13 protein-coding genes are annotated in these 12863 nt (G+C 70.5%); 6 read left to right on the top strand and 7 right to left on the bottom strand.

All coding sequences use genetic code 11. The features are described from left to right. Positions 1–6: 6 nt before the first annotated feature. Together AC3EO4_RS17840 and AC3EO4_RS17835 are read right to left on the bottom strand one after the other, a co-directional pair. Positions 7–939 carry a tetratricopeptide repeat protein gene (locus AC3EO4_RS17840; RefSeq protein WP_379576817.1) on the bottom strand — a complete coding sequence of 311 codons (933 nt, stop codon included), beginning with the start codon at positions 937–939 and terminating at the stop codon, positions 7–9. A gap of 96 nt (positions 940–1035) precedes the next feature. Beyond that, positions 1036–1536 (bottom strand): MarR family transcriptional regulator, encoded by a 501-nt coding sequence (locus AC3EO4_RS17835; protein ID WP_379576815.1) that lies wholly within the window; start codon positions 1534–1536, stop codon positions 1036–1038. 217 nt (positions 1537–1753) lie between these two features. Between AC3EO4_RS17835 and AC3EO4_RS17830 the strand changes: the two genes are divergently transcribed. Beyond that, the gene (locus AC3EO4_RS17830) at positions 1754–3088 is read left to right on the top strand and encodes a hypothetical protein (RefSeq protein WP_431896631.1); all 1335 of its coding nucleotides are present in this window, start codon (positions 1754–1756) and stop codon (positions 3086–3088) included. Positions 3089–3127: 39 nt separating this feature from the next. Beyond that, positions 3128–3778, top strand: coding sequence for a DUF4230 domain-containing protein (locus tag AC3EO4_RS17825; protein WP_431896629.1), 651 nt, complete (start codon positions 3128–3130; stop codon positions 3776–3778). Between the two features lie 7 nt (positions 3779–3785). Here AC3EO4_RS17825 and AC3EO4_RS17820 read toward each other — a convergent pair whose 3' ends face one another. Beyond that, positions 3786–5447: a DUF885 family protein gene (locus AC3EO4_RS17820; RefSeq protein ID WP_431896627.1), complete on the bottom strand. Its 1662-nt coding sequence runs from the start codon at positions 5445–5447 to the stop codon at positions 3786–3788. A 170-nt stretch (positions 5448–5617) separates the two neighbouring features. On the opposite strand from AC3EO4_RS17820, the gene AC3EO4_RS17815 reads away from it, so the two are divergent. Continuing rightward, a complete protein-coding gene (locus tag AC3EO4_RS17815; protein ID WP_431896626.1) occupies positions 5618–5770 on the top strand; it encodes a hypothetical protein in 153 nt (50 codons plus the stop codon). A 103-nt stretch (positions 5771–5873) separates the two neighbouring features. On the opposite strand, the gene AC3EO4_RS17810 is transcribed toward AC3EO4_RS17815, so the two are convergent. After that, positions 5874–7055: an acetyl-CoA C-acetyltransferase gene (locus tag AC3EO4_RS17810; protein ID WP_379576805.1), complete on the bottom strand. Its 1182-nt coding sequence runs from the start codon at positions 7053–7055 to the stop codon at positions 5874–5876. A 133-nt stretch (positions 7056–7188) separates the two neighbouring features. On the opposite strand from AC3EO4_RS17810, the gene mce reads away from it, so the two are divergent. The 3 genes from mce to AC3EO4_RS17795 all read left to right on the top strand — a co-directional run bounded on the left by mce (position 7189) and on the right by AC3EO4_RS17795 (position 10466). Next, positions 7189–7614 carry a methylmalonyl-CoA epimerase gene (mce, locus tag AC3EO4_RS17805; protein WP_379576803.1) on the top strand — a complete coding sequence of 142 codons (426 nt, stop codon included), beginning with the start codon at positions 7189–7191 and terminating at the stop codon, positions 7612–7614. Positions 7615–7807: 193 nt separating this feature from the next. Continuing rightward, positions 7808–9112: a DivIVA domain-containing protein gene (locus AC3EO4_RS17800; RefSeq protein WP_379576801.1), complete on the top strand. Its 1305-nt coding sequence runs from the start codon at positions 7808–7810 to the stop codon at positions 9110–9112. A 115-nt stretch (positions 9113–9227) separates the two neighbouring features. Then, complete coding sequence (locus AC3EO4_RS17795) at positions 9228–10466, top strand: AI-2E family transporter (RefSeq protein ID WP_431896623.1); 1239 nt, start codon at positions 9228–9230, stop codon at positions 10464–10466. Here AC3EO4_RS17795 and AC3EO4_RS17790 read toward each other — a convergent pair. The 3 genes from AC3EO4_RS17790 to AC3EO4_RS17780 all read right to left on the bottom strand — a co-directional run bounded on the left by AC3EO4_RS17790 (position 10426) and on the right by AC3EO4_RS17780 (position 12853). Beyond that, the gene (locus AC3EO4_RS17790; RefSeq protein WP_431896622.1) at positions 10426–11220 is read right to left on the bottom strand and encodes an alpha/beta fold hydrolase; all 795 of its coding nucleotides are present in this window, start codon (positions 11218–11220) and stop codon (positions 10426–10428) included. The two genes, AC3EO4_RS17795 and AC3EO4_RS17790, sit on opposite strands and share 41 nt — an antisense overlap. A gap of 89 nt (positions 11221–11309) precedes the next feature. Then, entirely contained in the window at positions 11310–12068 is a 759-nt protein-coding gene (locus AC3EO4_RS17785; RefSeq protein ID WP_431896620.1) for an SDR family NAD(P)-dependent oxidoreductase, read from the bottom strand. Positions 12069–12142: 74 nt separating this feature from the next. Beyond that, positions 12143–12853 carry an alpha/beta hydrolase gene (locus tag AC3EO4_RS17780; RefSeq protein WP_379576793.1) on the bottom strand — a complete coding sequence of 237 codons (711 nt, stop codon included), beginning with the start codon at positions 12851–12853 and terminating at the stop codon, positions 12143–12145. Positions 12854–12863: the final 10 nt, after the last annotated feature.

Raw genomic sequence — 12863 nt, 5'->3', positions numbered from 1 at the left:
TCCAGGCTAGAACAGCGCGCTCGAAAGCGCTCTACGTCCCTTGACCAAAGCGGGATCGTCGGCAGGAAGCGCGTCGAACAGACCGAGCAGGTGCTTGCGCACGGTGTCGCGCTCCTCGCCCGAGGTGCGCTTGACCAAACCGACGAGCCGGTCGAAGGCCTCCTCGACGTTGCCGGAGAGCATCTCCATGTCGGCGGCCAGCAGCTGCGCCTCGATGTCGGCGGGATCCTGCAGGCGGCGCTGCACGTCGGCGGGATCGACCTCGGCGGTGCGCTTGATCAGGCCCACCCCCGCCAGACCCATCTTGGCGTCCTCGTTGCCCGGCGAGCGGGCCAGCAGGCGCTCGTAGGCCGCGGCGGCCGCGTCGAGGTCGCCCTCGTCGATGGCCTGCTCGGCCGCGGCGAGGTCGGGGTCGACGGGAGGAGCCTCGGGCGCGGCGGCGCCCGGCTCGGTGGCCGGCGGCCTGGCGTCGGGGTTGGCCTCGTAGAACTGCTCGACCGCGCCCATCAGCTCGTCGAGCCAGCGGCGCACCTCCTCCTCGGGCAGCACCTGCTGGAAGCCGGTCACCGCCTGACCCTGGAAGATGGCCAGCACCGTCGGCACGGCCTGCACCCGCAGCGCCTGCGCGACCTGGGGACTGGCGTCGACGTTGACCTTGGCCAGCGTCGCCCTGCCGCCGAGGTCGGTGACGACCTTCTCCAGGATGGGGCTGAGCTGGGCACTGCCGGGGGCGCGCGGCGACCAGAGGTCGAGGATGACCGGGACGCTCATCGACCTGTCGATGACGTCGGTCGTGAATGTCTCGTCCGTGACGTCGACCACCGACGCGGCTGCCTGGGGACCCGCTGCCTCCCGCCTGGCCTGCGCCTCGAACGCCTGCTTCCTGGCGCCCAGATCCACCGCTCCGTAGAGCGAGCCGGGCCTAGAGATGTCAGCCATGCTCCTCATCTTGCCGCATCGCCGCCGCACCAAGCGCAGGAGCCCGGCCGGAGAGAGCGACGAAGGAGCCAACGGAGGCCGAGGCGGGCGCGACCATCAGGCACTGAAGTCACCCGACGCCACTCTGAGGGTGCGGAGCAGGCCGAACATGTCGTCGAGTTCGCTCTCGCCGTACATGGTCATGCCGAAGTCAGCGTTCATCAGATCGGCGGTCGCGGACTCCACGATCTCCCGCCCCCTGCCGGTGATCTGGGCGAGGACCCCCCGGCCGTCGCGAGGATTGCGCAGACGCACGACCAGACCGGCCTTCTCCAGGCGATCGACGGTGTTGGTGACACTGGTGGGATGCACCATGAGCCGCTCACCGATCTTGGACAGCGGGAGGGCGCCTGTTCTGCTGAAGGTCAACAACACGAGCGCTTCGTATCTGGCGAAGGTCAAGTCATACGGCTTGAGGAGCGAGTCCAGTTGCGACAGCAGGATCTGGTGCGCTCTCATGATCGAAGTGACCGCGGCCATGGCGGAGGACGGCCCGAAGTGAACACGCCAGGTCTCAGCAGCGCGCTCGATGGGATCGAACGGCAGGTTGAGCGACACACCGTTACGTTAGCGTGCCCTCGTCCTGGTTCGTATGATTACTCAGCGCAACCATATTCACCGCTTGACCAAGAACCCGGGCGCTAATCATCACGCTCAGTTATGGTTCTCGCACGAAACGGTGACGCGGAGCCCAGGGGACGGCCATGAGCCGGTGTTCCGCGGTCGCTGATGGGGCACGGGGGGTGCTTGATGTATTTCAGCGGGGGGTTTCGCCGTGCGTGAGCACGCCGGCGTCACGCGCGAGGAGCTGAAGCAGAGCGCGGCCGTCACGACGGCCGTCCTGCTGGCGTTGGGTCTGGTCGCCGCCTGGAGCGTCCTGATCCCCGGCGTCGACGCATGGGAGAACATCGTGGTCGCGGTGATCGGGTCGCTGAAGCTGACCGGTCCCGTCGCCGCCGCGTTCGCGGCGTGGGTCGCCGCCCGCAAGCGCCGTGCGCTGCGCGGCAGGGCGGTCTCGACGTGGATCGCGCTGAAGGCGCCGTTGGCCATCGTGGTCGTGGTCGTGGGCTCGTTCACGGCCACTGTGCTGGTCCTGGCGGTCAAGACCGTGCTGACCGAGCAGGCGGGCCGGCTCAACCTCGCCGGCCTCGGCATGGGCATGGCGGGGCTGGCTCTCTACGCCGTCATCGGGTGGGTGGCCGGCTGGCTCGTACCGCGCGCGGCGACGCCGCTGGTGGCGGGCCTGGGCTGCTACGGGCTGTTCACCTGGCTGGCCGACGGCAGGACGTGGGTCGACAAGCTCGCCCCCGGCACCGGCGAGCCCTACGACCTGTTCCAGGGACTGGCCGGAGCCGCCTTCCTCGACCAGACGCTGTGGCTGCTGGGCATCGCGCTGGCCCTGCTGCTCGGCTGGGCGGCGGCGGTGACGAGGCAGGCCCTGGTGCTGGCCTTCGCACTGCTGGCCGTTCTGGCGGCGGGCACGGGAGTGGCGCGGCTGGTGACCGAGCCCAAGGCCGCCAGCGCGCAGCCTCTGGTCTACAGCTGCCAGGAGTGGCCGATCACGGTCTGCCTGCACCCAGGCATGCGCGCGGGGCTGACGGAGGTTGGCGACGAGTTCACCAAGATCGCCTCCAAGCTGTCGGGGACGCCCGCCGCGTTCACCAGGGTCGAGCAGCGCCCGCTGGGCGAGAGCCTGCGCGCCTCGACCGGCATCGTGCCGATCCACGTGCCCGACCTGTCGGCGGGCTTCGCCGACCAGGCCGCCTACGACTTCGTCGAGAGCCTGGCCGCCACCTGCTCCGACACGTCCGCGGGCGGCTACAGGGAGATCGTGATGGCGTGGCTGCGCGGCGAGCCGCTGCCGGGCGGGCCGCTGACCGAGCACCAGTACGCCGCCGCCTGGTTCTCCGGGCTGACCGAGCACCAGCGCCGCGAGTGGCTGCGCATGTTCTACACCGACTTCCAGTCGTGCCACCTGTCGGCCAGGCACTTCGGCGGCGGCCCCGCCGTCGCCTCGCCGGTGCCGAGCGCCACCCAGAGCTATCCCGTCTATCCGACCTCCAGCGGAGCGAGCTGGGGTCCGGAGATGTCACCTCAGAGCTGGCGTTGATCATGTAGACACTGTTTCTATGAGGGCAGGGGTGTCTGCATGAGTGTTCAGACGGTGGCCAAGCGCAGGCGTTGGCGATATGTGGCGGGACTGCTGGTGCTCGCGGTCCTGCTGGTGGTGGGCGCGCGGCTGGCCTGGACGTGGCTCAATCCCTTCGACGAGCGGACCGTGGACCGCAGCCAGCCGGTGTTGCTGCAGTCCATCCACGACCTGGCCAGGTTCGAGGCGGCCACCGGCTCCTTCCAGGTCGTCGTCGACCTGGAGAAGGACGCGCCGTTCCTGCCCGACGCGGTCAAGGGATCGCGCACCCTGTTCGTCGGCGCGGGCAACGTCGACGCCTACGTCGACTTCGGGTCGCTGGCGAAGAACGCGGTGACCGTCAACGCCGACCGCACCGAGGTCACCGTGCGCCTGCCCGCCGCCCAGCTCGAGAAGGCCAACCTCGACAACAAGCGCTCCTACGTCTTCGCCCAGCAGCGCGGGCTTTTCGACAGGGTGCAGGGCTTCCTGTCGTCCTCGCCCGAGAACCAGCAGGAGCTGTACGTGCTGGCCGAGAAGAAGATCTCCGAGGCGGCGGTCTCCAGCGACCTGCGGGCCCGCGCCGACGCCAACACCAAGGCGATGCTGGAGGGGCTGCTGAAGTCGCTCGGCTTCACCAAGGTCACGGTCAGCGCGGCGCCCGCCACCTGACCGCTCCCTACGCGATCCCGTCCGCGAGCCTGTCGGCCTCCTCGATGTGATCGGCGAGGCCGAGCAGCTCCCAGCGCTGCAGCGAGAGCGGCACGTTGCCCTCCAGCCACAACCGGTCGTGGAATGCTCCGAGGTCGAACGCCTCGCCCTGCCCTCGCACGGCCGTGGCCAGCAGGTCGAGGACCTGCAGCTTGCCGATCTGGTAGCTCAGTCCCTGCCCGGGGTTGCCGGAGAAGAAGACCGCCTCCTCCCAGGCCGTGGCCCTGTCCATCGGCACCGCCTCGGCCAGCACGTCCGCCGCCCGGTCCAGGGTCAGGTCGCCGAGCGCGAGCGCCAGGTCCACCTCCACGCGCAACGCCCGCAACCGCATCGCGTTGGCCACGAACACGGCGCTGTGTGGAGCGTCGTCGAACAGCCCCGACTGCAGCATCAGCTCCTCGTGGTAGAAGGCGATGCCCTCGTTGGCCGCCGAGTCGTAGTAGCGGCGCCGTACCGGATCGGGGTGCCGCCACGACAGCGCGAGCTGCTGCGCGTGGACGCCCTCGTGCGCGATCTGGGTGCGCGGGTCGCGCGCCGCCGCGAGCTCGAAGTACGGCAGGTCCTGCCTGGGCTGCTCGACGTACCTGAAGGCGTCGGCGTCAGGGCGCGACTCGACGCCGATCTCGTGCGGGACGCCCAGCCACGCCAGCGGCGCCAGGTAGGCGGGCATCTCGGCGAACCGGTAGCGGCGCAGCGTGTCAGGCTGGCTGAGCAGCCCCCTGTCCACGTAGAAGGCCCGGACGGCACGCTCGTCGGCCGCCTCCCCTTCGACCAGTGCCGCGGCGTCGGTCGGCAGCGGAGGATCACCGGCGTCACGGTGGCGGTGCCGCAGCGTCGCCTCCATCGCCACCGCCCTGTCCCACTCCTGCCTGCCCATGGCGCGCAGCCGCTCGGCCCCGTACGGCAGCAGCGCCACCCTGTGCAGGAAGAAGGCCAGCCCCTCGGCCCCCACCGCCGTCTCCGACGCGAACGACCCGACCCGCTCCCCCAGCCACCGGTTGAAGCCGTCGAGCGCCTCCACGGCCGCCTCCGTCGCCTCCAGCAGCCCCTTCCCTGTGCCCCCGGAGCCCTTCCCGGACTCGAGGAGGGGCGCCAGCGCGGACATGGCGGCGCGCAGGCGCTCGCCGGCGTCGTCGAGCAGCGCCATCGCCGAGCGGGCGAACGGCGCGGCCGCGTGCCCCTCCAGGTTCTCGCGCGCCTGCCCGAGCATCGAGGGGATCGCGCCGAGCACCCTGACGATCGAGGCCGACCTCTCGGCGGTGAACGGCGGTGGGGGCAGCAGCAGGTTGTAGACCGACACCAGCGCCTGGTCGACGTAGAAGCAGGGGTTGCGCCGCCACGCGGCGAGCACGTCCAGCTCCCACCTGACCCTGGCCAGCGCCGACCCCATCAGCCTGGCGTCCACCCTGACCTCGACCGGCTCGCCGGCCAGGTCGAGCGCGCGCAGCTCGGCGTCGAAGCCGCGCCACGCATCACGCCTGGCCGCCACCGCGGCGGGCGACCAGTCGGGCGTCCAGCCCGGCGGGCGTTCGACCCTGGTGATGTCGTCAGAGGTGTCGGGAGCGGTGGCCACGCGCCACTCCCAGAACCGTTCCGCAAGATCCCTGAGCAGCTTGCCCGCGTCCGCCATCCCGCACCGACCTCCTGTTTCACGTATGCCTAGGCGTCCACCGCCCCGCCTTAGGCATCCCTGAGCCGGGGCCAGACCGGGAGATAAGGCATCCGTCCGATGTGGCGGGGTGGGACTTAGCACGAATCTAGAGACTGTCAGCAAGAAACACGACATCACGGGAGCACCGGATGAACCCCGAGGTCAACTTCCAGATCATGCGCAGCAGGATCGACGATCTGCACGCCGCCGCCGCGCACGAGCGGCAGGTAAGGGAGGCCCGCAAGGCGCCGCGAGCCGAGCGCCGCCAGCGTTCGTTCTTCGCCCGCCTCCGCGCCGCATGATCCCCGTCCGACAGCCCGGCCGCCAACACCTCAGCGGCCGGGCTTTCCCTTTTCCTTGACCGGGTTCCTGCCCCGCGAGCCCGTCCTCAGGGAAGGCGATGTCCTAGGGAACGCGGATGATCAGAGCGTCGCCCTGTCCGCCGCCCCCGCACAGCCCCGCCGCGCCGAGTCCGCCGCCGCGCCGCTTCAGCTCGTACGCCAGCGTCAGCACGATCCGCGCTCCCGAGGCGCCGATCGGGTGACCCAGCGCGATACCGCCGCCGTTGACGTTCACCTTGTCGTACGGCAGGCCGAGCTCCTTGGCCGACTGGATGACCACGCTGGCGAACGCCTCGTTGATCTCCACCAGATCGAGGTCCTCCACCGACAGCCCCTGCTTGCCCAGCGCGTGCTTGATGGCGTTGGCCGGCTGCGACTGCAGTGAGGCGTCGGGCCCCGCCACGTTCCCGTGCCGCCCGATCTCGGCGAGCCAGGTGAGCCCGAGTTCCTCCGCCTTCGCCTTGGACATGACCACCACGGCGCACGCGCCGTCGGAGATCTGCGAGGCGGACCCGGCGGTGATCGTCCCGTCGGCGGCGAAGGCGGGCCTCAGCTTGGCCAGCGTCTCCACCGTCGTGTCGCCGCGTACGCCCTCGTCATCCTTGACGATCACCGGCTCGCCGCGCCGCTGCGGGATCTCGACGGGGACGATCTCCTCGTCGAACACGCCGTTCTTGATGGCGGCGGCGGCCAGCTGGTGGGAGCGGGCGGAGAACTCGTCCTGCTCGGCCCTGCCGATGCCGAGCCTGGCGTTGTAGCGCTCGGTCGACTCGCCCATCGCGCACTGGTCGAAGGCGCAGAACAGGCCGTCGTGCGCCATCGAGTCGACGATCTGCGAACCGCCGTACTTGACGCCCTTGCGCAGGTCGGGCAGCAGGTGCGGGGCGTTGGTCATGGACTCCATGCCACCCGCGACCACGATGTCGAACTCGCCGGCGCGGATCAGCTGGTCGGCCATCGCGATGGCGTCCAGGCCGGACAGGCAGACCTTGTTGATGGTCACCGAGGGCACGGTCATCGGGATGCCCGCCTTGACCGCGGCCTGGCGGGAGGGGATCTGCCCCGCTCCGGCCTGCAGGACCTGGCCCATGATGACGTATTCGACCTGCTCGGGCGAGACGCCAGCGCGCTCGAGCGCGGCCTTGATCGCCAGACCGCCCAGGTCGACGGCCTGCTGGCCGGACAGGGAGCCGAGCAGGCGTCCGATGGGGGTACGAGCTCCGGCGACGATGACGGAACCAGACATGACAGGGCCTCCTGTGCACACGCGGGGACGTTTGACACGATACCCATCGGCATGGGAAACGCCCCAGGGGGCCGGTTCCCATAGATTCATCCCATACGACGGATCCGACGGCCACCATGGAGGCGGGACACACGTGTTTATGCGCATCGATCACATCGGGATCGCCTGCCACGACCTGGAGGAGAAGATCGCGCTGTTCGAGCGGACCTTCGAGCTGACCGTCGTGGCGCGCGAGACCAACGAGGAGCAGGGCGTCAAGGAGGCCATGCTGCACATCGCCGACGGCGAGGGCGGCGGCTCCTACATCCAGCTCCTCGAGCCGCTGTCGGCCGACTCACCGGTCGGCAAGTTCCTCGCCAAACGCGGCGAAGGGGTGCATCACGTGGCGTTCGGGGTGCCGGACGTGGCGGATGCCATGGAACAGATCGGCGCGAAGGGCGTCAGGTTGCTGGACGAGCGGCCGAGGCATGGCTCCATGGGTTCGTCGATCGCGTTTCTCCACCCGAAGGATGTGGGAGGAATGCTCACGGAGCTGGTGCAAGCCGCCCCTCAACCCTGAACGCAAAAAAGGTTCGTATGTAACTAGTAACGCAGATAGTTGGACGGGGCCTCCAAGGCGGCATCAGCGGAGTACGCTGGCCTTCGACCGGACGTGGAGCGTGCTGCCAGGAGCGGGCTCCAGGCTCGGATGTTCCCGAACCCTCCCCCGTCCGGCCCGTGTAGCCGTCTCGACAACCCAGGATCGAGCCTCCATGCAGTCCGACATCGACGCCCAGCTCAACAACTTCTTCGAGGACGCCCCAGCACGCGAGTTCGACGTGGTGCTCCGTGGTTACGACCGGCACCAGGTCCACGACCACCTCAAGCAGCTCGACAACGAACTGCGCCAGACTCGCGAGCAGCTGACCAGCCTCCAGCGCGACCTCTCCGACTCCCAGCGCCAGCTCCAGGAGCAGGAGCGCCCCACCTACTCAGGGCTAGGCGCCCGCATCGAGCAGTTGCTGCGACTCGCCGAGGAGCAGGCCACCGAGCTCGTCCAGGCCGCCAGGTCCGAGGCCAACGAGATCAAGGCGCACGCCAAGGTGGAGGCGGCCGACCTGCGCGCCGCCGCCGAGAGCGAGGCGGCAGAGAAGCGCGCCCAGGCGACCCGCGAGTCGGACGATCTGCGTGGCACCGCCGAGCGCGAGGCGGAGGAGATCCGCTCGACCGCCCGGCGCGAGTCCGAGGAGCTGACCAACACCACCGAGCGCGAGGCCGCCAAGCTGCGCGCCACGGCTGACCACGAGGTGGCGGAGAAGCGGGCCGACGCCGAGCGCGAGATCGCCAAGCTGCGCACCACCACCGAGCGCGAGGTCGCCCAGCTGCGCGCCTCGACCAAGCGGGAGCGCGACGAGGTCCTCACCACCGCCAAGCGCCAGGCCGACGAGATGCGCGCCCAGGCCCAGCGGGTGCTGGAGGAGTCCGAGGCGAAGCGGGCCCAGGACGAGGCCGAGTTCGAGATCCAGCTCGCCTCCCGCCGTGAGGAGGCCGAGCGCCAGGAGGCCGAGCGCCACGCCACCGCGCAGGCCGCCACGCAGAAGCTGGTCGCCGAGGCCGAGCAGCGCGCCGCGACCGCGGAGTCCCGCGCCACCAAGGCCACCCAGCAGGCCGAGCAGACCCGCCGCGAGGCCGACACGCACGCCAAGCAGCTGGTCGCCAACGCCCGCAAGAACGCCGACCAGGTGGCGGCCGAGGCCAAGGCCAGCGCCGAGCACATCGTCAGCGAGGCAAAGGCCGAGGCCGAGCGCACCCGCACCAACATGCAGCGCCAGGTCGACGAGCTGACCAGGCAGCGCGACAGCATCACCAGCCACCTCGCGCAGCTGCGCCAGCTGCTCGGCGGTGCGCCCCTTCCTGGCATGGAGCCCGAGCCCGCCGTCACCGCCGCTCCGCCGAAGCCGGCCCTGGCCCCTTCGTCGTCCAACGGCAACGACAAGCCGGCGCCCACGCCGGCGCCCGCCACGGCGTCGGCCAAGCAGCAGGCGAGTGACGACGACTCGGAGTGGTGGCAGGAGTAATCCGATCCGGGGGCTGATCGACGGCTGAAGAGAGCCTGGTGACCTTGAGGTCGCTAGGCTCTCTTCTTGTCTTGTACGGCTTGCCCAGATTCGCCCCCTCCCTCCTGGAGCCACCGTGACCGCCAACGTCGACGAGCCCGTGTCCCCTGACCAGGGAACCCAGGAGGAGGAGCGGCAGGCGGCGGCGCCGCGCCAGGACACGGCCGGGGAGCCGAAGCAGTCCGCGCCGCGCCAGGACGGGGAAGAAGGGCCGAAGGAGGCCGTGCCATCTCGCCAGGACGCGGCAGGCGGGCTGGTGGAGAGCGCGCTGCCGTACGGGATGCCGGGCAAGCCGCTGGCCAGAGGGCCGTTCCTGTTCGGCCTCGTGGGCGGACTGGGCGTCCTGACGGCGATCGCCATCGGTCACCTGATCACCAACTCGCTCAGCGTGATCATCCTCATCGTGGTGGCGATGTTCCTCGCGGCGGGGCTCAACCCGGCCGTCGAGGCGCTGCAGCGGCGGCGTATGAAGCGGCGGACGTCGATCTCGCTCGTGTTCGCCGGCGTCATCGTGATGTTCGTGCTGTTCGGCCTGGCCATCGTGCCGCCGGTGAGCAAGGAGTCGGCCGACTTCATCGCCGCCGTGCCCGGCTACTTCGACCAGCTGATGGCCAACCCGACGCTCAGGCAGCTGGACGCCGACTACCAGCTCCTTCCGAAGCTGGCCTCGTTCGTCACCGAGACGCTGGCCCCCTCGCTGGCGGGCGGGCTGGTCGGTGCCGGCCTGGTGGTGCTGGACGGGGTGTTCACCGGTGTGACGCTGCTGGTGCTGATGCTCTACTTCCTCGGCTCCCTGCACTCGATCAAGGAGTACCTGCTCAAGCTGATCCCCGCCTCGCGCCGTACCAGGACGGCGGCCATCACCGAGGAGATCCTGGACGGCATCGGCGGCTACGTGGCGGGCAACGTCCTGATCTCCGTCATCGCGGGCGTGCTGAGCTGGGCGTTCCTGACCGTCGCGGGGGCGCGCTACGCCCTGGCCCTGGCGCTGGTGATCGCGCTCACCGACCTGATCCCGCTGGTGGGCGCGACGATCGGGGCGGTGCTGGTGAGCGGCGTGGCGTTCCTGCAGTCGGTGCCGCTCGGCATCGCGTGCGCGATCTTCTTCCTCGTCTACCAGCAGGTCGAGAACTATCTCATCTACCCGCGCGTCATGAAGCGCTCGGTGGACGTGGCTCCCGCGGTGACCGTCATCGCGGCGCTGTTCGGCGGCGCGCTGCTGGGCATCGTCGGGGCCCTGCTGGCCATCCCCGTGGCGGCCGCGATCGCGCTGATCATCCGCGAGGTCGTGCTGCCTCGTCAAGCTCGGAGCTGACGAACGCGGCCACGGCCGCGTTGAAGGCCTCCGGCTGTTCGACGGCGCTCAGGTGACCCGCTCGCTCGATGACCGCCAGCCGCCCGTCGGGTACGGCCCGCAGCATCGCCTCGGCGTCCTCCCGCGTGGTGAGCCTGTCCTCCTCGCCCACGATCACCAGGGCAGGGGTCTTGAGCGCGGCGAGGGTGTCGAAGGAGTCGGGCCGTCCCGCCATGGCCCGCTGCGCCCACGCCACCGCTCCCGGCGGTGCCGCCTGGACCAGGCCGCGCACCCTGCCGTAGACCATCGCCCTGCGTTCCCTGGTGGTCGTCCCGATGAGCCCCGGCAGGACCTCCTCGACCAGTACTCCCGTGCCGTCGGACTCGACCTGCCGCGCGATGCGCTCCCTGTTCTGCCTGGCCTGGTCAGCGTCCTGGCCGGCCTTGGTGTCGGCGAGGATCACGCCGAGCACGCGATCGGGGTGGCGCCTGCAGAAGGCCATCGTCACGTAGCCGCCCATCGACTGACCGCCGATCACGGCCCGCTCGACGCCCTCGCGGTCCAGCACGGCGGCGACGTCGTCGGCCATGAGGTCGATGGAGGGCTCGTCGTCGCCCAGCCTGGAGCCGCCGAAGCCGCGCAGGTCGGGGGTGATGACCCGGCAGGCGGCGGCCAGTCCCTCACGCTGGGCCAGCCACATCGCCGACGAGAGCGGGAAGGCGTGGAGCAGGACGACAGGGACCCCGGTCCCTGCTGATCTCGTGTAGAGCTGCACGGACCTCACGGTAACCCGGTTCCCCTCGACAATCACCGTGCGGCATATACCGATATCCGCCCTACGGCGTGACCACTTCTCCCGTGACGTCAGATCGCGGTCGCGCCGCCGTCGATGAACAGCACCTGGCCCGTCATGTACGCCGAGGCCGAGCCGGCGAGGAAGACCGCGGGCTGGGCCATCTCCTCGGGTGTCCCCCACCGCCGCATCGGCACGCTCGCGACCGTGGCCGCGCCGGCCGTCTCGTCCTCCCACAGGTTTCGGTTCAGGTCGGTGGCGGTCCATCCGGGGCACAGCGCGTTGACCCGCACGCCCGTCGCCGCCCATTCGACGGCCAGGGTCTTGGTCAGCGCGACCAGCCCTGCCTTGGCCGCGGCGTAGGGGGCGAGGAACGGCGCGCCGAGCGCGGCCACCGAGGCGACGTTGATGACGGCGCCGTCGCCGCGCTGGAGCAGATGGGGCGCCGCGGCGTGGCAGACGGCCATCGCGGAGTCGAGGTTGAGCCGCATGAGCTTGTCCCAGCCCGACAGCCGCAGGTCCTTGAACTCCACGAGGAAGTTCGACCCTCCCGCGTTGTTGACCACGATGTCGAGGTGCCCGAGCCCGTCCACAGCGCCGTGGACGGCGGCCGCGGCCGCGTCCCTGTCGGTGAGGTCGGCGGGGATGACCAGCGCCTGCCGTCCGAGTCCTTCGACCTCCTTGGCCACCTCGGCCAGCGTCTCCGCCGAGCGGGAGACGAGGGCGAGGTCCGCGCCCGCGGCGGCGTAGGCGAGCGCGATGGCCCGTCCGATGCCGCGGGACGCCCCGCTGACGAAGGCCTTCTTGCCGGTCAGATCGAACGCGCCCATGCCGCCTCCTCGCCGTGAACCGAACAAGATTCTATGGACTTGGGCGCGCCGCGGGGAAGCCCGCCCCTGGCACGTCAGGAGGGCACGTCGGTGGGGAGCGGGTAGGCGCCGGGGTTGACCCGCTTGACGATCTCGTTCAGCGCGATCCGCACGTACGGCTCGCCGACCCACAGGTGCTTGGCGCCGTCCACCCCGACGACCTCGGCCTGCGGCACCCTGGCGAACCTGGCCTTGGCCTCCTCGGGGCGCAGGTAGTCGTCGAACTCGGGCACCAGCGCCACCAGCGGGCGCCCGAAGCCTGCCCACGCGTCGAGGTCGGCGTCCGTGGCCCGCTTCAGCGGCGGCGACAGCAGGATCGCGCCCTCCACCAGCGGGTCGTGCGCCCACTTGAGCGTGAGCTCGGTGCCGAAGGACCAGCCGACCACCCAGACGTGCGGCAGGTCGTGGAACTCGGCGTACTCCAGCGCGGCCGCCACGTCGTAACGCTCCCCCTCGCCGCCGTCGAAGGCGCCCTCGGAGGTGCCGCGCTCGGACGAGGTGCCCCTGGTGTTGAAGCGCAGGACGGCCAGATCGGCGAGGGCCGGCAGCCGGTTGGCCGCCTTCTTGTAGACGTGGCTGTCCATGAACCCGCCATGGGTGGGCAGCGGGTGCAGGGTGACCAGCGTCGCGACGGGCGGCCTGTCCGCGGGTACGGCCAGCTCGCCGACCAGGGTCAGCCCGTCGGCGGTGTGCAGCTCGATCGGCTCGCGCTCGGCGGGCAGGACGGTGGCCGCGCGGATCTCCAAGACAGTTCTC

It is taken from the genome of Nonomuraea sp. bgisy101, assembly GCF_057708945.1.
The sequence above is the reverse complement of the archived record's forward strand: the minus strand, read 5'-3'. Positions and strand labels throughout refer to the sequence as shown.